This window comes from Salmonella sp. 2020_1395 (genome assembly GCF_043848115.1).
Classification (GTDB): domain Bacteria; phylum Pseudomonadota; class Gammaproteobacteria; order Enterobacterales; family Enterobacteriaceae; genus Salmonella; species Salmonella enterica.
The window spans coordinates 283,916-305,355 of sequence record NZ_JBCMFH010000003.1 but is presented as its reverse complement, the minus strand read 5'-3'; the positions used below and the strand labels follow the sequence as shown (position 1 = coordinate 305,355).

At 50.5% G+C, this 21,440-nt stretch carries 22 protein-coding genes; 16 read left to right on the top strand and 6 right to left on the bottom strand.

Annotation, left to right across the window (positions count from 1 at the left end; translation table 11 throughout):
* Positions 1-361 precede the first annotated feature (361 nt).
* Both ACH0WD_RS06330 and iprA read left to right on the top strand, forming a co-directional pair.
* Entirely contained in the window at positions 362-3,334 is a 2,973-nt protein-coding gene (locus ACH0WD_RS06330; protein ID WP_000556510.1) for an autotransporter outer membrane beta-barrel domain-containing protein, read from the top strand.
* An 85-nt stretch (positions 3,335-3,419) separates the two neighbouring features.
* The gene (iprA, locus tag ACH0WD_RS06325) at positions 3,420-4,043 is read left to right on the top strand and encodes a hydrogen peroxide resistance inhibitor IprA (protein WP_000950242.1); all 624 of its coding nucleotides are present in this window, start codon (positions 3,420-3,422) and stop codon (positions 4,041-4,043) included.
* Between the two features lie 43 nt (positions 4,044-4,086).
* Here the strand turns inward: iprA and ampH are convergent, their stop codons facing one another.
* A complete protein-coding gene (ampH, locus tag ACH0WD_RS06320; protein ID WP_000830777.1) occupies positions 4,087-5,244 on the bottom strand; it encodes a D-alanyl-D-alanine-carboxypeptidase/endopeptidase AmpH in 1,158 nt (385 codons plus the stop codon).
* A gap of 346 nt (positions 5,245-5,590) precedes the next feature.
* Here ampH and sbmA point away from each other — a divergent pair, with 346 nt between their 5' ends.
* Both sbmA and yaiW read left to right on the top strand, forming a co-directional pair.
* Positions 5,591-6,811, top strand: coding sequence for a peptide antibiotic transporter SbmA (sbmA, locus tag ACH0WD_RS06315; RefSeq protein WP_000477024.1), 1,221 nt, complete (start codon positions 5,591-5,593; stop codon positions 6,809-6,811).
* A gap of 14 nt (positions 6,812-6,825) precedes the next feature.
* The gene (yaiW, locus tag ACH0WD_RS06310; RefSeq protein ID WP_001271421.1) at positions 6,826-7,920 is read left to right on the top strand and encodes a surface-exposed outer membrane lipoprotein YaiW; all 1,095 of its coding nucleotides are present in this window, start codon (positions 6,826-6,828) and stop codon (positions 7,918-7,920) included.
* A gap of 37 nt (positions 7,921-7,957) precedes the next feature.
* Here the strand turns inward: yaiW and ACH0WD_RS06305 are convergent, their stop codons facing one another.
* Entirely contained in the window at positions 7,958-8,266 is a 309-nt protein-coding gene (locus ACH0WD_RS06305) for a YaiY family protein (protein WP_000763139.1), read from the bottom strand.
* Positions 8,267-8,533: 267 nt separating this feature from the next.
* Here ACH0WD_RS06305 and ACH0WD_RS06300 point away from each other — a divergent pair, with 267 nt between their 5' ends.
* Positions 8,534-8,749 carry a DUF2754 family protein gene (locus tag ACH0WD_RS06300; RefSeq protein ID WP_001239242.1) on the top strand — a complete coding sequence of 72 codons (216 nt, stop codon included), beginning with the start codon at positions 8,534-8,536 and terminating at the stop codon, positions 8,747-8,749.
* 25 nt (positions 8,750-8,774) lie between these two features.
* On the opposite strand, the gene ddlA is transcribed toward ACH0WD_RS06300, so the two are convergent.
* Positions 8,775-9,869 carry a D-alanine--D-alanine ligase gene (ddlA, locus tag ACH0WD_RS06295; RefSeq protein ID WP_001096588.1) on the bottom strand — a complete coding sequence of 365 codons (1,095 nt, stop codon included), beginning with the start codon at positions 9,867-9,869 and terminating at the stop codon, positions 8,775-8,777.
* A 77-nt stretch (positions 9,870-9,946) separates the two neighbouring features.
* Between ddlA and ACH0WD_RS06290 the strand changes: the two genes are divergently transcribed.
* The 5 genes from ACH0WD_RS06290 (at position 9,947) to adrA (ending at position 14,471) form a co-directional block, all read left to right on the top strand.
* A complete protein-coding gene (locus tag ACH0WD_RS06290) occupies positions 9,947-10,660 on the top strand; it encodes an extensin family protein (RefSeq protein WP_000480792.1) in 714 nt (237 codons plus the stop codon).
* Between the two features lie 168 nt (positions 10,661-10,828).
* Positions 10,829-12,040 carry a multidrug efflux MFS transporter gene (locus ACH0WD_RS06285; RefSeq protein WP_000446765.1) on the top strand — a complete coding sequence of 404 codons (1,212 nt, stop codon included), beginning with the start codon at positions 10,829-10,831 and terminating at the stop codon, positions 12,038-12,040.
* 296 nt (positions 12,041-12,336) lie between these two features.
* Positions 12,337-12,597 carry an anti-adapter protein IraP gene (iraP, locus tag ACH0WD_RS06280; RefSeq protein ID WP_001518423.1) on the top strand — a complete coding sequence of 87 codons (261 nt, stop codon included), beginning with the start codon at positions 12,337-12,339 and terminating at the stop codon, positions 12,595-12,597.
* Between the two features lie 349 nt (positions 12,598-12,946).
* On the top strand, positions 12,947-13,267 hold the full coding sequence (gene psiF / locus ACH0WD_RS06275; RefSeq protein WP_000705165.1) for a phosphate starvation-inducible protein PsiF: 321 nt from the start codon (positions 12,947-12,949) through the stop codon (positions 13,265-13,267).
* A gap of 91 nt (positions 13,268-13,358) precedes the next feature.
* Positions 13,359-14,471 (top strand): diguanylate cyclase AdrA, encoded by a 1,113-nt coding sequence (adrA, locus tag ACH0WD_RS06270; RefSeq protein ID WP_000484097.1) that lies wholly within the window; start codon positions 13,359-13,361, stop codon positions 14,469-14,471.
* Positions 14,472-14,485: 14 nt separating this feature from the next.
* Here the strand turns inward: adrA and proC are convergent, their stop codons facing one another.
* Positions 14,486-15,295 carry a pyrroline-5-carboxylate reductase gene (gene proC / locus ACH0WD_RS06265; RefSeq protein ID WP_000412193.1) on the bottom strand — a complete coding sequence of 270 codons (810 nt, stop codon included), beginning with the start codon at positions 15,293-15,295 and terminating at the stop codon, positions 14,486-14,488.
* 139 nt (positions 15,296-15,434) lie between these two features.
* Between proC and ACH0WD_RS06260 the strand changes: the two genes are divergently transcribed.
* The 5 genes from ACH0WD_RS06260 to ppnP all read left to right on the top strand — a co-directional run bounded on the left by ACH0WD_RS06260 (position 15,435) and on the right by ppnP (position 18,121).
* A complete protein-coding gene (locus ACH0WD_RS06260; protein ID WP_000158137.1) occupies positions 15,435-15,890 on the top strand; it encodes a YaiI/YqxD family protein in 456 nt (151 codons plus the stop codon).
* A gap of 184 nt (positions 15,891-16,074) precedes the next feature.
* Positions 16,075-16,620 (top strand): shikimate kinase AroL, encoded by a 546-nt coding sequence (aroL, locus tag ACH0WD_RS06255; RefSeq protein ID WP_000983569.1) that lies wholly within the window; start codon positions 16,075-16,077, stop codon positions 16,618-16,620.
* 26 nt (positions 16,621-16,646) lie between these two features.
* On the top strand, positions 16,647-16,838 hold the full coding sequence (gene yaiA, locus ACH0WD_RS06250; protein WP_001143161.1) for a protein YaiA: 192 nt from the start codon (positions 16,647-16,649) through the stop codon (positions 16,836-16,838).
* 250 nt (positions 16,839-17,088) lie between these two features.
* Positions 17,089-17,766: an AroM family protein gene (locus ACH0WD_RS06245; RefSeq protein WP_001276437.1), complete on the top strand. Its 678-nt coding sequence runs from the start codon at positions 17,089-17,091 to the stop codon at positions 17,764-17,766.
* 70 nt (positions 17,767-17,836) lie between these two features.
* Positions 17,837-18,121, top strand: a complete 285-nt coding sequence (ppnP, locus tag ACH0WD_RS06240) for a pyrimidine/purine nucleoside phosphorylase (RefSeq protein ID WP_000941953.1) — start codon at positions 17,837-17,839, stop codon at positions 18,119-18,121.
* A 42-nt stretch (positions 18,122-18,163) separates the two neighbouring features.
* On the opposite strand, the gene rdgC is transcribed toward ppnP, so the two are convergent.
* On the bottom strand, positions 18,164-19,075 hold the full coding sequence (gene rdgC, locus ACH0WD_RS06235; RefSeq protein ID WP_000964305.1) for a recombination-associated protein RdgC: 912 nt from the start codon (positions 19,073-19,075) through the stop codon (positions 18,164-18,166).
* Between the two features lie 125 nt (positions 19,076-19,200).
* Between rdgC and mak the strand changes: the two genes are divergently transcribed.
* Positions 19,201-20,109 carry a fructokinase gene (gene mak / locus ACH0WD_RS06230; protein ID WP_001219283.1) on the top strand — a complete coding sequence of 303 codons (909 nt, stop codon included), beginning with the start codon at positions 19,201-19,203 and terminating at the stop codon, positions 20,107-20,109.
* A gap of 19 nt (positions 20,110-20,128) precedes the next feature.
* Here mak and araJ read toward each other — a convergent pair whose 3' ends face one another.
* Entirely contained in the window at positions 20,129-21,301 is a 1,173-nt protein-coding gene (gene araJ / locus ACH0WD_RS06225; RefSeq protein WP_000755630.1) for an MFS transporter AraJ, read from the bottom strand.
* Positions 21,302-21,440: the final 139 nt, after the last annotated feature.

Below are 21,440 nucleotides of genomic sequence, written 5' to 3'. Positions count from 1 at the left end.
ACTATATCATTTTAAATAAGAATTAGTTTTACGTTGTTTTTAGTTTTATTTCATCGTCATTTAAGTAAATGTGGGTTTTAACATTATTCATATTTATTTTGTTTTTCTTTAATCCATATTTATCTTATATGTATTTTGTTTTTTTATTTTCTTGTAAGGTCATGAAAAAGAATGCTTTTCAATTATAAAGTTTACTTTTATTACGTCTTTTTAATTCATGTCCGAATCCGGACTGAGGATAAAGAATAATTGAACCTTTTAGCAATGACGCCGCATAATCCTTCTTGCTAAACATCTCTATGTTTTTATGCATTGATAATTGATGGATCAACTATATTACGTCCCTGAGGAGGGATGACAAATGCACTCCTGGAAAAAGAAACTTGTAGTCTCACAATTAGCATTGGCTTGCACTCTGGCAATCACTTCTCAGGCGAATGCTACTACTTACGATACCTGGACTTACATTAATAACCCTACTACGGCTCTTGACTGGGCCAATATGGATAATCCAGGTACAGTCGATGGTAACTATGTAAACTATAGCGGCTTTGTCTACTACAACAACGCCAATGGTGATTTCGATCAGACGTTCAACGGTGACACTGTTAATGGTACGATTTCTACCTATTATCTGAACCATGACTATGCCACTGATTCAGATAACACTCTGAACATTACGAATTCGAATATACATGGTTCAATTACTTCAAAGCTGCCTTTCGGCTACTGGAGTATTACACCAGCTTCTATTGACCCTGTAACTGGAGCTGTTACCCCTCGTATGTATAACGGTTATACATACGACAATGGTACTACCATTACTGATACAAATTGGTACGACGGTGATGTATTTACGCTGAATATTTCAAACTCTACTATTGATGATGATTATGAAGCGCTTTATTTCACTGACACTTATTTGAGCGGTGATGATGGTACTACAACTAAAACGACTAATGAGTCGTTCTATACGGCTTTAGGGGTTGCAGTAGATCTGAACGTAGAGAGCAATATCAATATTGCTAATAATTCTCGTGTTGCGGGTATTGCTTTGTCTCAGGGGGATACAACCAATACTGCGTATACATCCGAGTACCATCAGTGGGACAATAATATTAGCGTCTCCAACTCTACTGTGACTTCTGGTTCAGAAATTCCGTTGGAAGATGACTATGACGGAGCAAAATACTTCTTTGGTAACTCTGCTGAACCTAGTGACTATAATGGTGATGGTAGTGTAAATGATGTAGCACTGTCTTTCTCTGACAACGCTGATTCTAATTACTCCATGAAGAACAATGTTTACTTCGACCATTCTACCTTATTGGGCGATGTAGAGTTTTCTAGCCACTGGAATAATGATGGTGAATTCTTCTATTCAACAGGCTATGACAGCAACGGCGATGGTGTTAAGGATACCAACGGCGGCTGGATTGATGACAGTCAGAATGTTGATGAGCTAAATATTACTCTGGATAATGGTAGTAAATGGATTGGTTCGGCTAATATTACTGCCGATGCTATTGCTCCAGCTAATATGTACGACGTTGCATATAATAGCCTTACCCCTGGTGCGACTATTGAAGCTAACGATTGGGATCGTGTTATTGACAACAAAGTATTCCAAAGTGGAGTATTTAACGTTGCATTAAACAATGGTTCAGAGTGGGATACTGTCAACTCTTCCATTATTGATACCTTAGCTGTAAATAATGGCTCTCAGGTAAATGTTACAGACTCTACCCTGGTATCAGACACCATTGGATTGACCAACGGTTCTAGTATGAATATCGGTGAAGATGGTCAGGTAGCAACTGATCATCTGACTATCGATAGCTACAGTACTGTTGCGCTGAATGATGATGTGACTCATTATGGTGATTATTCACTGTATGCCAATACTATCACTGTAACTAATGGTGGTATGTTGGATGTTAACGTTGATCAGTTTGATAATGGTGTATTCAGCACTGATAAACTGGAACTGACCAGCGGCAATACTGCTGATCACAACGGTAATGTTGTTTCTGGCGTGTTCAATATCCATAGCAGCGATTATGTTCTGAACGCTGACCTGGTGAACGACCGTACCTGGGATACCACTCAGGCTAACTATGGTTACGGTACTATCGCGATGAACTCTGACGGTCACCTGACCATCAACGGTAATGGCGATATCAACAACGGCGACGAACTGGATAACAGCTCTGTTGACAATGTTGTAGCGGCTACCGGTAACTATAAAGTGCGCATCGACAACGCTACTGGTGCCGGTTCTGTTGCGGATTACAAAGGCAACGAGCTGATTTATGTTAATGACGTAAACACCGATGCTACCTTCTCTGCAGCAAACAAAGCTGACCTGGGTGCTTACACCTATCAGGCTAAGCAGGAAGGCAACACTGTCGTGCTGGAACAGATGGAACTGACCGACTACGCTAACATGGCGCTGAGCATTCCTTCTGCGAACACCAATATCTGGAACCTGGAACAAGACACCGTTGGTACTCGTCTGACCAACGCTCGTCATGGCCTGGCGGATAACGGCGGCGCATGGGTAAGCTACTTCGGCGGTAACTTCAACGGCGACAACGGCACCATTAACTACGATCAGGATGTTAATGGCATCATGGTCGGTGTTGATACCAAAGTTGATGGTAACAACGCTAAGTGGATCGTTGGTGCGGCAGCAGGCTTCGCGAAAGGCGATCTGAGCGATCGTACCGGTCAGGTGGATCAGGACAGCCAGTCTGCCTACATCTACTCTTCCGCTCGTTTCGCAAACAACATCTTTGTTGATGGTAACTTGAGCTACTCTCACTTCAACAACGATTTGTCTGCTAACATGAGCGACGGTACTTACGTTGACGGCAACACCTCTTCTGACGCCTGGGGCTTCGGCTTGAAACTGGGTTATGATCTGAAGCTGGGTGATGCAGGCTACGTAACGCCTTACGGCAGCGTATCCGGTCTGTTCCAGTCTGGCGACGACTACCAGCTGAGCAACGACATGAAAGTTGACGGTCAGTCTTACGACAGCATGCGTTATGAACTCGGTGTAGATGCAGGTTATACCTTCACTTACAGCGAAGATCAGGCGCTGACCCCGTACTTCAAACTGGCTTACGTTTACGACGACTCCAACAACGATGCTGACGTAAACGGCGACTCTATCGACAACGGCGTAGAAGGTTCTGCGGTACGTGTTGGTCTGGGTACTCAGTTCAGCTTCACGAAGAACTTCAGCGCCTACACCGATGCTAACTACCTCGGCGGCGGTGATGTTGATCAAGACTGGTCTGCAAACGTTGGTGTTAAATATACCTGGTAATCATTTTCTCTCAGGAGAAATAAAGGTAATTTAAACTGAAAAATGCCCGTCAAGGACTTGACGGGCATTATTGCAAGGAATGCATATGTTATCTTTAAGCAAGCCACTACAGGAATTCTACAGACTCGATAAATGCCTTTCTAAGCATGGTACGCGTTTCGAGTTTGTTAATGATAAAGAGATTATCTGTTCACCTGATGAAAGTAATACCCATACCTTTGTTATTTTAGAGGGGGTTGTTTCGTTAGTTCGGGGTGATAAAGTTCTTATTGGTATTGTGCAGGCCCCCTTTATTTTCGGTTTAGCCGATGGTGTGGCGAAAAAAGAGGCACAATATAAATTAATTGCGGAGAGCGGTTGCATCGGTTATCGCCTCTCATCATCACAAACTCTCGCCATCATTGAGCAAAACCAACTGTGGCGTGAAGCCTTCTGTTGGATAGTATGGAAAAGTCAGGTACTGGAACTTCGTGACAAGCAGCTCATTGGTAATAATTCTTACGACCAAATTCGTGCGACGTTAATGACAATGATTGAGTGGGATGAAGAACTTCGCTCACGTATTGGTGTTATGAATTATATTCATCAACGAACGCGCGTATCGCGATCGGTGGTGGCGGAAGTTCTCGCGGCCCTGCGTAAGGGTAATTACATTGAAATGAATAAAGGCAAACTGATCAGTATTAACCGTTTGCCCTCCGAATATTAACAAAAGGTTGCGCCTCGTCTGATATAGCGCGAGGCGCGACGACTCAGGATGCAGGAATAGCAATCGGTTTATTGCCGCTTAGCTCAGTAACCAAATCGTTAATCCCGTCGCTCATATTGGTAAAACGAGTGAGGGGGGAACGGGTTACGACCACAAAAGCGCCAATATTATATTGCGGGATCATCGCCATATAGGTAATAAAACCGCCGCCGCCTCCTGTTTTCTGGATAATGCCAGGACGTCCGTCTTTTGGCGCCATATAGACCCAGCCCAGACCGAGCGCGTCGGCTTTACCCGGTACGTCCATCCCGATGATTTTCTTTAACTGTGTGCGCTGATAAATCAACGTTTGCATACGATCGGCCTGTTGGCTACGGTGATAGAAATCTGACGACAGATACTGTTGCATCCAGCGCATCATATCTCCTGGCGTAGAATAGACCCCGCCGCTGCCAATGGCAGCCAGCGTATTATTACAGGGGCTTGCGCCTTTTTCTGCCACCATCAGACGCTTACACTGATCGGGAGAAGGGGTAAACGTGGTGTCTTTCATTCCCAGCGGGCGGGTAATCTTTTCTTCAAACAGTTGCGTATAAGGTTTGCCGGAGGCGGTCGCCAGCGCGTCGGCTAACAGGTCGAACGCCAGATTGGAATAGGCCGCCTGCGAGCCTGGCGCGACTTTTAACGTTGCTGTGGAGAGCCAGTTCCAGCGTTGTTCGCGGGTTGGCCAGACAAATACCGGACGATGCGCCGCGCCGCCGGGCTGTTCTCGCGGAAGCGCGCTGGTATGGGTCGCTAAGTTGACCAACGTAATCGGCGTGCCTTGATACGTCGGGACATGCGCGCCGGGAGGCGCATATTTGCTGAGCGGATCGTTTAATTTTACCGTTCCCTGATCGAGCAATTTTACCAACATTTCACTGGTCATGAGCTTGGTGAGAGAAGCGATACGAATGACCGAATCAAGCTGTGGACGAACATTATTGCCCGGTCTGGTGTCACCGAAACTACGAAACACGCGTTGATTGCCGTCGATCACCACCAGCGCCATGCCCGTGGCGCCGCTACCATAAAAGATATGCTCGGCATAACGATCAACGATATCAGAGGCAAAAACCGGATCGGCAATCGGCTGAGCCGCCTGGACAGAAGTAAGTGATGCCGCAAACAGCATGGCAGTAAAAAGCAGACTACGTTTCAACGGTGATGTCCATAAGTGAAATAACGGTGGTTATGCGTATTTATACTACCCGGCGGCACATTGCAAAACGTTAAAGAGAAAAAAGTGGGTGAAAAAACGTAACGGCGGGTTTTCGTGATGGAGAATGTTTACTTTTGTGATAGAGCGCTTGTGATAACCTGATAGCGTCAGCGTGCCTGCTGTGTATGAAACTCGTCGAAACAATTCTGTTGAGCAGAAATGCGAACTAAGCGTCACAACGTAGGTCACAATGCCTGGTTTAGCCCTTTCATTTGCGTGGGCATGGCGTGCTATTGCCGCCGTCACAGCAGCCGTAATAAAGATAAGAAGTTAGCAGGAGAGCATGATGTTTAAATCTTTTTTCCCAAAGCCAGGGCCGTTTTTCATGTCGGCGTTTGTTTGGGCGCTGATCGCCGTCATTTTCTGGCAGGCGGGAGGAGGAGATTGGGTGGCGCGACTTGTAGGGGCATCCGATGAAGTGCCTATCAGCGCAGCGCGCTTCTGGTCGCTGGACTATCTGATTTTTTATGCTTATTACCTGATTTGCGTGGGATTATTTGCAACGTTCTGGTTCATCTATAGCCCGCACCGCTGGCAGTACTGGTCGATACTTGGCACCTCGCTCATTATTTTTGTCACCTGGTTTTTGGTGGAGGTTGGCGTCGCGGTTAACGCCTGGTACGCGCCGTTCTATGATTTGATTCAAACGGCGCTCAGCTCGCCGCACAAGGTCACTCTTGGTCAATTTTATCATGAAGTGGGGGTGTTTCTCGGTATTGCGCTTATCGCCGTAGTGATCGGCGTGCTGAACAACTTCTTTGTCAGCCACTATGTATTTCGCTGGCGTACCGCAATGAATGAGCACTATATGGCGCACTGGCAGTACCTGCGCCATATCGAAGGGGCCGCCCAACGTGTGCAGGAAGACACCATGCGTTTTGCCTCTACACTGGAGAATATGGGCGTGAGTTTTATCAATGCCATCATGACGCTCATCGCCTTTCTGCCGGTGTTAGTCACCCTGTCAGCGCATGTGCCGAATTTACCCATCGTAGGACATATCCCTTACGGCCTGGTCATTGCCGCCATAGTCTGGTCATTAATGGGGACGGGCCTGCTGGCGGTCGTCGGGATCAAATTGCCAGGGCTGGAATTTAAAAATCAGCGAGTGGAAGCCGCTTATCGTAAGGAGCTGGTCTACGGTGAAGATGACGCCAGCCGCGCCACGCCGCCCACCGTCCGTGAACTGTTTAGCGCGGTGCGTCATAACTACTTCCGTCTCTACTTTCACTATATGTATTTCAACATCGCGCGCATTCTCTATTTGCAGGTCGATAACGTTTTCGGTTTGTTCCTGCTGTTTCCTTCCATTGTTGCCGGTACGATTACGCTGGGGCTGATGACGCAAATCACCAACGTGTTTGGCCAGGTGCGCGGTTCGTTCCAGTATTTGATTAACTCCTGGACGACGCTGGTGGAGCTGATGTCTATTTATAAACGTTTACGTAGCTTTGAACGTCAGTTGGATGGTCAGCCAGTTCAGGAAGTGACCCACTCTTTTAGCTAACAGAAGGAAACGTTATGTCGGCGGCGTCCCGTCTTTATCCTCTGCCTTTTCTGGCGGTTGCCATATTGGCTGGCTGTAGTAGTCAATCCGGGCAGCCGGTGAGCAAGGGCGAGAAGCCTGTCGACGTGGCAAGCGTAGTACGTCAGAAAATGCCGGCCAGTGTCAAAGACAGAGAGGCCTGGGCGAAAGATATCGCGACAACATTTAAGAGCCAGGGGCTGGCGCCGACGGTAGAAAATATCTGTTCGGTGCTGGCTGTCGCCCAGCAGGAGTCCGGTTATCAGGCGGATCCTGTCGTGCCGGGGCTAAGTAAAATCGCCTGGCAGGAGATTGATCGCCGCGCTGAACGACTACACATCCCGCTGTTTCTGGTGCACACCGCGCTGAAAATTAACTCCCCCAACGGCAAGAGCTATAGCGAACGCCTGGACACGGTAAAAACCGAAAAACAGCTTAGCGCTATTTTTGACGATTTTATCAATATGGTCCCTATGGGGCAGACGCTATTTGGCTCATATAACCCGGTGCATACGGGCGGCCCGATGCAGGTCAGCATTGCCTTTGCCGAACAGCACGCGAAAGGCTATCCGTGGAAGATGACGGGAACGGTACGTCAGGAGGTCTTTACGCGCCGTGGCGGGTTGTGGTTTGGAACCTACCATTTGCTGAATTACCCGGCGAACTACAGCGCGCCTGTTTTCCGCTTCGCCGACTTCAACGCGGGATGGTACGCCAGCCGTAACGCTGCGTTCCAGAATGCCGTCAGTAAAGCCAGTGGGGTAAAACTGGCGCTGGATGGCGATCTGATTCGTTATAACAGCAAGGAACCGGGCAAAACAGAGTTAGCGGTGCGCAAACTGGCAGGGCAGTTGGGAATGAGTGAGCGTGAAATTCGCAGCCAACTGGAGAAAGGCGATAGCCTGGCGTTTGAAAAAACGGCGCTCTACAAGAAAGTCTATAAACTGGCCGAGGCCAAAACGGGCAAGACGCTTGCGCGGGAAATGTTGCCCGGTATTCAACTGGAAAGTCCGAAGATCACACGCAAGCTGACGACCGCCTGGTTTGCTAAACGAGTTGATGAGCGGCGGGCGCGGTGTATGGGGCGATAAATTTCGCGCTGGGATACTTTCTCCAGCGCGCTAAGGTTTATTGGTGACGGTGACGCCAGCGTAAAAACGCGGCGATAACGGCGAAAATGAGGCAGCCCGTGAGGAAGGGCACCAGGCCAAAAATCGTCCCGACGCCCAGCCCAATCTCTACCCGCGGTCGACCTGTATCCTGTACCTGCATCAGATGCTCATAGATGCCCGGCGCATGAACCAGCAGGTTTAAGAGTTGCGCTCCGGCCCAGAAGCAAAACAGTACAAATATGGCGTAAGCAATATTTCCGGGCGTAGAGGAGGTTTCTCGATGCTTCCCGCTGAACAGCGATTTTGAGAGAGTGAAATCAGCCATAAAGACCTCCAGGATGATCGGCTACGATCTGGCGTTATGCCATCGGCTTACTGTGAAGTCTGACAGGTCATTGTGTTTGTCAATATCAGAATCATGGTAATTTCACATACGGAATGTATCCATCGCGTAAATTTTTGTTAGTTGTCACAAAACGATCACTTTTATCAAAATCAATTAACATTTAAGAAATTCCGTATCCCCCACAGACTCGCTCGCCAGAAGTATGCAAAAATACGTTTTTGTTGCTGTTAATACGTCGGAGTCGTTATGCGTTTGCCTGTAAAAATTCGTCGTGACTGGCACTACTATGCCTTCTCTATTGGCCTTATCTTTATTTTGAATGGCGTCGTAGGATTGCTGGGATTTGAGGCGAAAGGATGGCAAACCTATGGTGTTGGGCTGGTAACGTGGATTATTAGCTTCTGGCTGGCGGGGTTCATCATTCGCCGGCGCGAAGATGGTGAGGTAAAAGACGCCCGATAAACGTTGCGCTATCGGGCGTGCGCTATTACATCGTGGTTTTTAAGGCGTTATTCGCCGTATGGCGTTCCAGCGCCAGCTCAATCAGACGGCTGATCAAATCGGTATAGCCCAATCCGCTCGCCTGCCAGAGTTTTGGATACATACTGATATTGGTAAAACCTGGCAGCGTATTAATCTCGTTAATCACGACCTCATTGTCTGCCGTTAAGAAGACATCGACACGCGCCATACCCGCGCATCCCAGCGTCTGATAAGCCTGGATCGCGATCGCGCGGATCTTGTCATTCACCTCGGAAGGGATCTGCGCAGGCACGACAACTTGTGCGCCATTATCATCAATATACTTAGTATCGTAGGCGTAAAATTCGCTGTTCAGTACGATTTCGCCGCAGGTACTGGCCTGTGGGTTATCGTTACCTAATACGGCGCATTCGATCTCGCGCCCTTTGATCCCTTGCTCCACCACCACTTTATGATCGAATTCGAAAGCCAGCGCGACCGCCTGCTGATATTGCGCTTCGTTAGCGACTTTACTGACGCCGACCGAAGAGCCCTGATTGGCGGGCTTAACGAACAGCGGCAGTCCCAGACGGGATTCAACCTCGGCAAAACTAAACGCGTGACGATTCGTTCGGGTGAGTGTGATAAACGGGGCGATATTCAGTCCTGCATCGCGTAGCAGTCGTTTGGCGACGTCTTTATCCATGCAGGCTGCGGAGCTCAGCACGTCTGAACCGACAAACGGTAAGTTTGCGACGCGCAGCATCCCCTGCAATGAGCCGTCTTCGCCCAGCGTACCGTGGACGATAGGAAAAATAACATCTACCGTCGGTAGCGGCTGCCCGTTCTGAGCGTTAATCAATTGGTGTTGGTGTTTGCCAGGCACCTGGGCCAGACTGATTGCCGAAGGACGTAGCGCGATATGTGCCGGATCGTCTGCATTCTGCAAATAATTTTCCGCATCGTTAACATGCCATTGTCCTGCCTTATCTATCCCTAACAGCACCACGTCGAAGCGGGTTTTATCGATCGCATCAACGATATTTTTCGCTGATTGCAAAGACACTTCATGTTCCGCCGACTTACCGCCAAATACTATTCCTACCCGCAATTTCGCCATCTTAAAAACCCATTCCATCGAATGCAAAGCGTATACATTACCACGACAAAACGCGGGTTTCGCGGGGTTCTGCCATAATGTTTATGGGATGTGAGAACGGAGGCCGCGTGAGAGGTAAGGGTTTTCTGATTATTGTGCTGTTGGGCGGCATTGGCGGGCTGGGATATCGTTATCTTCCCTCTTACTATAATCCTTTTGCTCCGCTACAACTTGCCGATCCGCCAGGCTGGATCACTACCTTCAAACTACAGCGCCTTACGCCGTCGCAGTGCCGGGAGCTGTTGACGGCGGCCAATCAACAGGGATTAATTTCATCACAACCTGTTGCGGATAGCGCTGGTGAATGTCCCTTGTCCCATGTTGTGCGCGTCAGAGATTTTGGCCAGGTCAAACTGAGCAGCAGTTTTTTAGCCTCCTGCCCGCTGGCGCTGCGCTCCGCGCTGTTTGTCGAACAGCAGGCAAAACCTTTAACAGAAACGTGGATGAAGCGCCGCCTGACCCGCATCGAACATCTGGGCAGCTATGCCTGCCGTAATATTTATCACCGCCCGGATGCGCGTCGCAGTGAACATGCCAGCGCAGAAGCGCTGGATGTCAGCGGGTTTCAGCTATCAGATGGCCGAAAAATCACTGTTCTGCGCGGCTGGGGGCGTGAGGAGACGGGGCCCTGGTTACGCGCTATGTTAAACGCCAGTTGCCATTATTATGGCAATGGGCTCGGGCCTGACTATAACGCTGCGCATGCTAACCATTTTCATCTTGGAATGCGGGGCTACGGCGTGTGTCGTTAAAGCATAAACGTCTGCCTTGCGCGGCTATATAATGTGACATGTTTCACAAAAATGATGAACGGGGAGACAAAATAGCAAAGTGTGACGTATCGCACCTCTGGAACCACCAGGAAAAAGAGAACTTGCTAAGCTAACGCGTATTTTCAGCTACTTACCGTTACGAGTCTTATGGAATCCTGGAAAGTTAATCTAATTTCCGTTTGGTTTGGATGTTTTTTTACCGGGCTGGCAATCAGCCAAATCCTGCCATTCTTACCCCTTTATATTTCCCAGCTTGGCGTCTCTTCCCATGAAGCGTTATCAATGTGGTCCGGGTTAACGTTTAGCATCACGTTTCTTATTTCCGCCATTGTGTCGCCGATGTGGGGCAGTCTCGCCGATCGTAAAGGGCGTAAACTGATGCTATTGCGCGCGTCGCTCGGGATGGCGATAGCTATTCTACTGCAGGCATTTGCGACCCATGTCTGGCAACTTTTCCTGTTGCGCGGAATCATGGGGTTAACGTCAGGCTATATCCCCAATGCCATGGCGCTGGTAGCCTCTCAGGTACCACGCGAACGTAGCGGCTGGGCGCTCAGTACGCTTTCTACCGCGCAGATCAGCGGCGTTATCGGCGGGCCGTTAATGGGCGGCTTTGTCGCGGATCATATCGGGCTGCGGGCGGTATTTCTGATTACCGCCATACTGTTGGTGGTGAGCTTTCTGGTCACGCTATTTTTAATTAAAGAAGGCGTGCGTCCGGTCATCAAGAAAAGCGAACGCCTGAGCGGTAAAGCCGTTTTTGCGTCGTTACCTTATCCTGCGCTGGTGATCAGTTTGTTTTTTACCACGATGGTCATTCAACTCTGTAATGGTTCCATCAGTCCAATCCTGGCGCTGTTTATCAAATCAATGATGCCGGACAGTAATAACATCGCCTTTCTTAGCGGGTTAATCGCCTCGGTGCCCGGTATCTCCGCGCTTATCTCCGCGCCTCGCCTGGGAAAACTTGGCGACAGAATCGGCACGGAAAGAATTCTGATGGCCACGCTTATCTGCGCAGTGCTGCTTTTCTTCGCGATGTCCTGGGTCACCACGCCGTTCCAGTTGGGGCTGTTGCGTTTCTTGTTGGGCTTTGCCGATGGCGCGATGTTACCCGCCGTACAAACGTTATTGGTGAAATACTCCAGCGACCAAATTACCGGACGTATTTTTGGCTACAACCAGTCATTTATGTACCTGGGCAACGTGGTTGGGCCGTTGATGGGCGCGACGGTATCGGCGATGGCCGGTTTCCGCTGGGTTTTTATCGCTACGGCGGCGATCGTGTTGATCAATATTGGACAACTGACCCTGGCGTTACGTCGTCGGCGTAACGCGCAAAAAGCGAAAGGCCAATAGCGGTGCATCGTAACGGCGCTTCTGCCGTTACGATATGGTTTAAATTAAAAGATATATTCTTTATCCGTGAAGTTTTTCTATAGGTGGCATAACCTTAAATTATGATATAGCGTGATTATTGTTTTTTGATGGTTTATTATCGTCTCGTTTTCGGTCTGAGAAACGTTTCGCTGCGGCGACAGTGATAATTATTTGTGTAAAGTTCTTCCTGTATCATAAAAATAGTACTTTCAGCCTCTAGGCAGTGGTTCTTCATAGTGATAACGTCACCCTGGAACTAATAAGGAAATATGGTCATGAAAAATCTCATAGCAGAGTTGTTGCTTAAGCTAGCCCAAAAAGAAGAAGAGTCGAAAGAACTGGTTGCTCAGGTAGAAGCGTTAGAGATTATCGTCACAGCAATGTTACGTAACATGGCGCAAAACGAGCAGGAGATGTTGATACGTCAGGTAGAGGGGGCACTTGAAGGCGTAAAGCCGGATGCCAGCGTTCCTGATCACGATACGGAATTGCTGCGCCAATATGTAAAAAAGTTGCTGAGACACCCCCGGCACTAATCGTATTTTAAAACAACACAGTTGTTATAACGTTACTTATTATGAAATACCATAGCCGCTTCGTTTTTATTTTCTTCTGGGTAATACAGGGCAAAATAAAAACGAAGCGGCTATGGTAATAACAGTGTAACGTTATGCGTTGTTCTTCTGCATCCTGCGTGACTGTGGATAATCGAATTGCACATTAGCCTACGGTTTGTCAATCAATAAAACATCTATTGCTAACGGTAAGTAATACTTTTACAGCCGGGTGGTATTTTTGCCAGTAACGGCCAGACTTATATAAAGTCCCTGGGATATTTCCCAAAGGGACCACGTGTAATGCGTACACTGACAAAAGGATGGTGCTATGAAAATAACATTACTGGTGACTTTACTTTTTGGCCTGGTCTTTTTAACCGCCGTCGGCGCAACCGAGAAACCGTTAACGCCGCAACAGCAGCGCATGACGACCTGTAATCAGCAGGCGACAGCGCAAGCGTTGAAAGGCGATGCGCGTAAAACCTACCTTAGCGACTGCCTGAAAAACAGTCAGTCAGCCCCTGGCGAGAAAAGCCTGACGCCGCAACAGCAGAAAATGCGTGAATGCAATGTTCAGGCGACGGAACAATCACTGAAAGGCGATGACCGTAGCAAGTTTATGAGCGCCTGCCTGAAAAAAGCGGCGTAGTGCTATCGGGTGAGTCCTGAAAAACACTCACCCGAAATTTCATACTCCCTCCATGCGCTCTGTTTCTATAATTTGGGAAAATTGTTTCTAAATGTTCCCAAAAATAATGAATGATGAAAATTTTTACCGAAAAGCGGTTGAACAGGCGGTAGCGCCGCCTGACCCTTCTGATGATCGTCAGCGCTCCGGATTGCGCTTCGCCCGGCGCATCAGGCTACCGCGTGCGGTGGGGTTAGGGGGGATGTTTTTACCGGTAGCCGCCGTGTTAGTGTCGCAACCTGTCTTTGGCGGCTGGTGGCTATTGCTGGTCGGCTGGTCTTTTGTCTGGCCGCATCTGGCGTGGCAGTGGGCGGCGAAAGCCCTTGATCCGCTACGCCAGGAAATTTACAACCTGAAAGTGGATGCGATCCTCTCCGGCATGTGGATCGCGCTGATGGGCGTCAATATGTTGCCTGCCGCCGCGCTGTTTATGATGATGAGCATGAATCTGATGGGGGCTGGCGGGCGGCGGCTATTCACTGTCGGAATGGGCCTTTTGCTGGCGTCATGTCTGGTGACGTTGCAGCTTACCGGGCTACCCGTCGCGATGCGAAGCTCATCGCTGGAAGTCACGCTCTCTTTGCCCGTCATTATGTTGTATCCGCTTCTGTTCGCCTGGGTAAGTTATCAAACGGCCATTAAATTAGCGGAACATAAGCGACGCTTGCAGGCGATGAGCTCGCGGGATGGCATGACCGGCGTCTATAACCGACGCCACTGGGAAATTTTATTACGTAATGAATTCGATCACAGCCGACGCCACCATCGGGAGGCGACATTGTTGATTATCGACATCGATCATTTTAAGAGCATTAACGACACCTGGGGGCATGATGTTGGGGATGAGGCTATTATCGCCCTGACGCGTCAATTACAGATAACGCTACGCGGGAGTGATATTATCGGGCGCTTTGGCGGCGACGAATTTGCGGTGATTATGTGCGGAACGCCGGCAGACAGCGCGATTACCGCCATGTCGCGAGTGCATGAACGGCTAAATACCTTACGCTTGCCGGGCGCGCCGCAGGTCATGTTACGCATCAGCGTGGGTGTGGCGCCGTTAACGCCACAAATCGGTCATTATCGGGAATGGTTAAAGTCTGCGGATATGGCGCTTTACAAAGCAAAGAATGCCGGACGTAACCGCACCGAAGTGGCGGCATGACGTCCAGCCGGGCTTCAGGATTTACTGAGCGCCTCTGATTTTTCCATACACTTCGTCATCGCTTCTATTACCGCAGCGCGGAAGCCACGTTCTTCCAGAACGCGTACGGCTTCAATCGTCGTTCCGCCAGGCGAGCACACCATATCTTTCAGTTCGCCGGGATGCTTTCCGGTTTCGAGTACCATTTTCGCCGATCCCATAACGGCCTGCGCGGCGAATTTATAAGCCTGAGCGCGAGGCATACCGCCCAGAACGGCAGCGTCCGCCATCGCCTCGATAAACATAAAGACATAGGCCGGCGAAGATCCGCTCACGCCAACCACCGGATGGATCATCGGCTCAGCAATTACTTCCGCCTCGCCAAAGCAGCGGAAAATATTCAGCACATCAGCCGTATCTTCCGGTGTGACCAGCGCGTTGGGCGTGACGGAGGTCATTCCTGCGTTGACCAGCGACGGCGTATTCGGCATAGCGCGAATGATTTTACGGTCGTGTCCCAGCGCGCGCGCAAGCTGATCAAGCGTTACGCCTGCGGCAATAGAGACCACCAGCGAGTCTTTGTTCAGGCTGGAGGAGATTTCACTGAGCACTTTCACCATAATGCCCGGTTTTACCGCGCCGAAAACGATATCCGCGACCTGAGCGACCTCCTGCGCGCTTTGCGCCGCATTAATGCCGTACTGATCATGCAGGGCGGCGACTTTATCGGGGGAGGGGGTGTAGACCCAGATCTGGCCGGGAAGTACCTGACCGCTGGCAATCAGTCCGCCAAGAATAGCCTTGCCCATATTACCGCAGCCAATAAAACCGATTTTCTTCTCCATCTCGTCACTCCCTATGTTTGTGTGTTATGGGGAATGGTTAGCTTAACGCGGATTGAAAACGGGCAGAAGGAGAAACAGCACTTTGATGAAAGGCAAAAGCGCGAGACAATAAAAGATTGTATATCGTACGGGAGACATTATGACCATCTGGGTGGATGCGGATGCGTGTCCGAATGTCATTAAAGAAATTTTGTACCGCGCCGCCGAGCGGATGCAGTTGCCGCTTATTCTGGTTGCCAATCAGGCCTTGCGCGTGCCGCCTTCGCGTTTTATCCGCACGCTCCGCGTGGCCGCCGGGTTTGACGTGGCGGATAACGAAATCGTGCGTCAATGCGAAGCGGGCGATCTGGTGATTACCGCGGATATTCCGCTGGCGGCTGAAGTGCTGGAAAAAGGCGCTGCGGCTCTTAATCCCCGGGGAGAACGCTATAGCGACGCCACGATTCGCGAACGTCTGACGATGCGTGACTTTATGGACACGCTACGCGCCAGCGGCGTACAAACGGGGGGACCAAACACTCTCTCGCCGCGCGATCGTCAGCATTTTGCCGCCGAGCTGGATAAGTGGTGGCTGGAAAGCCAGCGTAAAAAATAAATCCTGTAATGAAAAATTTACAGTTTATTCATTTCTGATTCTTGCTATAGTACTAATATTGTGACTTTAGTATCTTTGTGTAAATTATTATTTACATTTATGCGTTGTACTAGTTAGATGATATGATTATAACATTGCTGATATCAAATCCTGCGTATGCGCAGTTCCTGGGGGAACGCCTGCTATGATGCAACCTCTTTATCTTGTTGGCCCGCGGGGCTGTGGGAAAACCACCATCGGTATGGCGCTGGCGCAGGCAACCGGTTTTCGGTTTGCAGATACCGACCGCTGGCTGCAATCGCACGTGCAGATGAGCGTCGCTGATATCGTTGAAAAAGAAGGCTGGGGAGGGTTCCGCGCCCGGGAAACCGCGGCCCTGGAGGCGGTAAGCGCGCCTTCGACTGTCGTGGCGACGGGAGGCGGTATTATTCTCACGGAGTATAACCGACGTTATATGCACCGTGTTGGCGTAGTGATTTATCTGTGCGCGCCGGTATCCACGCTGGTTAACCGGCTTGAGGCTGAACCTGAAGCGGATCTGCGCCCGACCCTCACCGGCAAGCCGTTGAGCGAAGAGGTTCGGGAAGTGCTTGAGCAGCGTGACGCGTTGTATCGCGAAACGGCGCATTACATTATTGACGCGACGAAAGCGCCGGCCCAGGTCGTTTCTGAAATTATCGCGGCGCTGCCGCCGTCGACGCAACGGTTACAGGGAGATGTCTATACTTAACGCTCACCCAGAATAAAGGAAACGCTATGCCAACCAGACCACCTTATCCGCGGGAAGCTTATATCGTCACCATTGAAAAAGGCACGCCGGGCCAGACGGTGACGTGGTATCAGCTACGGGCTGACCATCCGAAACCTGATTCGCTCATCAGCGAGCATCCGACCGCAGAAGAAGCGATGGATGCGAAAAAACGTTACGAAGATCCGGATAAATCATAGACGCATGAACCACTCGGAAGGGATTCCGGGTACCCCTAAATTGTATCTCCATCACATTCTTGAAACATTTATACTGGCAACTAAAACCGTAAATTAAGCGATAACAATACAATATTGGAGTTATTTGGAATCTTTACACAATACGTTGCTCATCTGCTGCTACGCTTTCTGAGATTTGTAGGGCAGGTAGCGCGGTGAGCGTGTGAATATTTGCCCGGGAATTACGACGAAGTAATAAGGTGGAATAAAAATGAGTGCGTCGTTGGCAATCCTCACAATCGGCGTTGTGCCAATGAGCGAAGTGTTACCGCTTCTGACGGAATACATCGACGAACAACACATCACCCATCATAGCCTGCTGGGAAAAATGAGCCGGGAAGACGTTATGGCGGATTACGCTGTAGAGCCTGGCGACGATCCGCTTTTGACGTTGCTGAATGATAACCAGATAGCCCATGTTTCCCGCCAGAAGGTGGAGCGAGATTTACAGAGCGTTGTCGAGGTGCTGGATAACCAGGGTTATGATGTCATTATACTGATGAGCACCGCGGCGATTAAAAGTATGGCAGCCCGTAATTCTATTTTGCTTGAACCGCTGCGTATTATTCCACCGCTTGTCGCCTCTATTGTGGATGGGCATCAGGTGGGCGTGATTGTGCCTGTTGCAGAACTTCTGGCGGCCCAGGAGAAAAAATGGCAGGTATTGCAAATGCCGCCGGTGTATTCGCTGGCGAATCCGGTTCACGGTTCTGAGCAACAGTTAATTGATGCCGGGCAGGCGCTACTGGATCAAGGCGCGGATGTCATTATGCTGGATTGTCTGGGTTTTCATCAGCGTCATCGGGATATTTTACAGCAGGCGCTGGATGTGCCGGTTTTACTCTCTAACGTTTTGATTGCGCGGTTAGCTTCAGAACTGCTTGTCTAATTTTACGTGACAGGCCGAACGTCAGGACTCTATATTGTGTGTTAATTTAATAATGAGACGGGGCCTGATTATGCTACAAAGCAATGAATACTTTTCCGGGAAAGTGAAGTCTATTGGATTTACCAGCAGTAGCACCGGCCGGGCCAGCGTTGGTGTGATGGCGGAAGGGGAGTATACATTTGGCACCGCCGAACCCGAAGAGATGACGGTTGTGAGCGGCGCGTTGAAGGTACTGTTGCCGGGAACTGTCGAATGGAAAGTGTATACAGCCGGTGAGGTGTTTAACGTGCCTGGCCACAGCGAGTTTCATCTCCAGGTTGCTGAGCCCACCTCGTATCTGTGCCGCTATTTATAACGGAGCGGTGAGTCCCCTCTCCGGCGGAGAGGGACCCTCTGGTTAGCGCTGCGCTTCGCCGCCTAATCCTTCCACCAGGCTTTGAATCAGCGCCGCCAGCTCGCCGGTCATCAGGATAAAGTCCGCGTCAAAACGTTGGGCAAAATCTTCCCGGTCGATATCTTCGTTCTGATCGCGCAGCTCATCGCAGAATTTCAGACGCTTAATGGAGCCGTCGTCGCACATGACGAATTGAATACGCTGCTGCCAGTCGAGCGCCAGCTTCGTGACAACTTTACCCGCTTCAATATGAACGGCGATCTCGTCGCTGACCAGATCCTGCTTTTTCGCGCGGATCACGCCGCCATCTTCCAGCATCGCTTTCAATTCGGCTTCGTCCAGCAACTGGAAACCCTGAGCGACCGTACCGGAGCGCACCCACTCTGTGAGCGTCAGCTCAATCGGATTTTCCAGCGCCAGCGGGACGACCGGCAGCGAGCCAAGACTTTTACGCAGTAGCGCCAAAGTATCTTCCGCTTTTTTCGCGCTGGCGCAGTCAACCATAATCAGGCCGTTAACGGTATCAATCCACATCATTGTCTGACTGAAGCGGCTAAACGCGCGCGGCAGCAACGAATGCAACACTTCATCCTTCAGGGAATCTTTTTCCGTCTTCTTCAGCTTGCGTCCCTGATCGGCTTCCAGTTTCTGGATTTTCGCCTCCAGAGCCTGTTTGATCACTGGCGATGGCAGGATTTTCTCTTCTTTGCGCGCGCAAATAATAATTTGGCCATTGGCGGTGTGCGTTAACGCATCGCTGTGAGAGCCCATCGGCGGAACCCAGCCCATTTTGGCCATATCCTGGCTACCGCATGGGGTAAACGTCATTGAGGCGAGCTGTTTCTCCATCTCTTCGGCGCGTAATGTAATATCGCGGCTAAGACGGTAAACCATTAAATTTTTGAACCACAGCATGATAATTTCCACGGCCTTGTCGTTAAATCCAGGCGGTATAGTAACGAATTGTCGGCAGGCTTGCATTGCCAATCAGAACGGTGAATTCTACCCTGTTGATATTCCCAAAAAATGAGGAGCGGTATGTGCGTATTGGTATCGATTTAGGCGGCACAAAAACGGAAGTCATTGCGCTTGATGATGCAGGAGAGCAGCGGTTTCGCCATCGTCTGCCTACGCCGCGGGAGGATTATCAGCAAACGATAGAAACCATCGCTACGCTGGTCGACATGGCGGAACAGGCGACCGGCCAGACCGGTAGCGTTGGCATTGGCATTCCCGGTTCTCTCTCGCCTTACACCGGCGTGGTGAAAAACGCTAACTCTACGTGGCTTAACGGCCAGCCGTTCGATAGCGATGTGAGCCGTCGTCTGAAGCGTGAAGTGCGGTTAGCCAACGATGCCAATTGCCTGGCGGTATCAGAGGCGGTAGATGGCGCGGCGGCGGGGGCGCAAACGGTATTTGCGGTGATTATCGGTACCGGGTGCGGCGCGGGCGTAGCGCTAAATGGCCGGGTGCACATCGGCGGCAACGGTACGGCAGGTGAATGGGGCCACAATCCGTTGCCGTGGATGGATGACGATGAGTTGCGTTACTGCGAAGAAATTCCCTGTTATTGCGGTAAACAAGGCTGTATCGAAACCTTTATTTCCGGTACGGGATTTGCCACGGATTACCAGCGTTTGAGCGGTAACGCGCTAAAAGGCGATGAGATTATTCGTCTGGTCGACGCGCAGGACGCCGTGGCGGAACTGGCGTTAAGCCGTTATGAGCTACGGCTGGCGAAAGCATTATCTCATGTCGTGAATATTCTGGATCCGGATGTCATTGTGCTGGGCGGCGGTATGAGCAATGTTGAGCGCCTGTACAAGACGGTTCCGTCGCTGATGAAATCGTTTGTTTTTGGCGGCGAGTGCGAGACGCCGGTACGTAAGGCGCGGCATGGCGATTCGAGCGGCGTGCGCGGCGCGGCCTGGCTGTGGCCGCTGGCGTAACGTTTTTAGCCGGATGGCGTCATCCGGCAACCGGCGTGACCGATGGCTGCTTGTGTTTTAGACGTCCGTATACCAGCAACGACGACATGGCGGAAAACGAGAGCAGGGCGGCGGGAAGCGCCACGTAGTGGTACGCAAAACCTAGCGTCAGCATCAGCCCGCCGCACCAGGCGCCAATCGCGCTACCGAGATTAAAGGCGATTTGCCCTCCCGCCGCGCCCAGCAGTTCGCCGCCTTTGGCGTTTTGCAGCAGCAGGATTTGCAGCGGCGCAGAGAGCGCAAACAGACCAGCGCAGCAGATAAACGCGAAAGTCAGCGATGCCGTTTTGTATCCGCTGAAGAAAAAGAGCGCCATGAGAGAGAGCACGATAACGAGGTCAGTCACTACCGCGATGCGCAGCGGAGTATATCTGCCGGAGAGTTTGCCGCTTAACAGATTGCCTAACACCATCCCCAGCCCGACCAGCATCATAATAAACGTCATGCTCGTCTCCGAAAAACCGGAGATGTACATCATAAATGGCTTGATATAGCTGAACCAGGCAAAAACGCCCGCATTGCCGAACATCGTGGCGGCGAAAATGAGCCACGGCGCAGGACTACGCAAGAAGTGGAACTGCTCGCGCAGACTGCCTTGGGCTTTGTCACGGATATCCGGCACCCAGAAGAAAATTGCGGTGAGCACAGCGATGTTGAAAACCGCGATCAATAAAAAGGTGTAGCGCCAGCTAAATTCCTGGCTCAGGTAAGTGCCGACCGGAATGCCCACCAGATTCGCCACCGTCATTCCTGAAACCATACCCGCGACGGCGGCGGTGACTTTCCCGGGGCGGATAATCTTTGACAGGACAATGGCGCCGACGCCAAAAAAGGCGCCGTGCGGAAAGCCGGAAACCAGTCTGCCGACGGCGAGCATCAGATATGACGAGGAAAAGGTAAATATGGCATTGCCCATCACGCACAGCGTGACCAGAAACAGCAGTATATGTTTAAGCGAAAAGCGGCTGGAAAAGAGCGCCATAACAGGCGCGCCCAGCACGACGCCGAAGGCGTAAAACGAGATCATATGCCCGGCGGCGGGAATCGTTATCCCGACATCGCGTGCCAGCTCCGTCAGCACGCCCATAATGCCAAACTCGGCCATCCCCAGTCCGAACGTACCCAGCGCCAAAGAAAAAATAACTTTTTTCATACCACCTGCCGAAAATAAAGGCGCATGTTGCGCGCTGTGGCTGTGAATTGTCACAGCCAATCAACGTATAGCTTGCGGATAAGCGCGAGGTAATACCATTCCTTATCCGTCTTTGTGTATTCATTATTATGCTATGTCA

Bases quoted from the DNA above. Each gene is read 5' to 3' on its own strand.
- ACH0WD_RS06245 (WP_001276437.1), top strand. From the start codon at position 17,089: ATGAGTGCGTCGTTGGCAATCCTCACAATCGGCGTTGTGCCAATGAGC.
- psiF (WP_000705165.1), top strand. From the start codon at position 12,947: ATGAAAATAACATTACTGGTGACTTTACTTTTTGGCCTGGTCTTTTTA.
- rdgC (WP_000964305.1), bottom strand. From the start codon at position 19,075: ATGCTGTGGTTCAAAAATTTAATGGTTTACCGTCTTAGCCGCGATATT.
- proC (WP_000412193.1), bottom strand. From the start codon at position 15,295: ATGGAGAAGAAAATCGGTTTTATTGGCTGCGGTAATATGGGCAAGGCT.
- adrA (WP_000484097.1), top strand. From the start codon at position 13,359: ATGTTCCCAAAAATAATGAATGATGAAAATTTTTACCGAAAAGCGGTT.
- sbmA (WP_000477024.1), top strand. From the start codon at position 5,591: ATGTTTAAATCTTTTTTCCCAAAGCCAGGGCCGTTTTTCATGTCGGCG.
- ACH0WD_RS06305 (WP_000763139.1), bottom strand. From the start codon at position 8,266: ATGGCTGATTTCACTCTCTCAAAATCGCTGTTCAGCGGGAAGCATCGA.
- ACH0WD_RS06285 (WP_000446765.1), top strand. From the start codon at position 10,829: ATGGAATCCTGGAAAGTTAATCTAATTTCCGTTTGGTTTGGATGTTTT.
- ppnP (WP_000941953.1), top strand. From the start codon at position 17,837: ATGCTACAAAGCAATGAATACTTTTCCGGGAAAGTGAAGTCTATTGGA.
- iprA (WP_000950242.1), top strand. From the start codon at position 3,420: ATGTTATCTTTAAGCAAGCCACTACAGGAATTCTACAGACTCGATAAA.
- ddlA (WP_001096588.1), bottom strand. From the start codon at position 9,869: ATGGCGAAATTGCGGGTAGGAATAGTATTTGGCGGTAAGTCGGCGGAA.
- ACH0WD_RS06260 (WP_000158137.1), top strand. From the start codon at position 15,435: ATGACCATCTGGGTGGATGCGGATGCGTGTCCGAATGTCATTAAAGAA.
- ACH0WD_RS06300 (WP_001239242.1), top strand. From the start codon at position 8,534: ATGCGTTTGCCTGTAAAAATTCGTCGTGACTGGCACTACTATGCCTTC.
- yaiA (WP_001143161.1), top strand. From the start codon at position 16,647: ATGCCAACCAGACCACCTTATCCGCGGGAAGCTTATATCGTCACCATT.
- yaiW (WP_001271421.1), top strand. From the start codon at position 6,826: ATGTCGGCGGCGTCCCGTCTTTATCCTCTGCCTTTTCTGGCGGTTGCC.
- araJ (WP_000755630.1), bottom strand. From the start codon at position 21,301: ATGAAAAAAGTTATTTTTTCTTTGGCGCTGGGTACGTTCGGACTGGGG.
- iraP (WP_001518423.1), top strand. From the start codon at position 12,337: ATGAAAAATCTCATAGCAGAGTTGTTGCTTAAGCTAGCCCAAAAAGAA.
- ACH0WD_RS06330 (WP_000556510.1), top strand. From the start codon at position 362: ATGCACTCCTGGAAAAAGAAACTTGTAGTCTCACAATTAGCATTGGCT.
- aroL (WP_000983569.1), top strand. From the start codon at position 16,075: ATGATGCAACCTCTTTATCTTGTTGGCCCGCGGGGCTGTGGGAAAACC.
- ACH0WD_RS06290 (WP_000480792.1), top strand. From the start codon at position 9,947: ATGTTTATGGGATGTGAGAACGGAGGCCGCGTGAGAGGTAAGGGTTTT.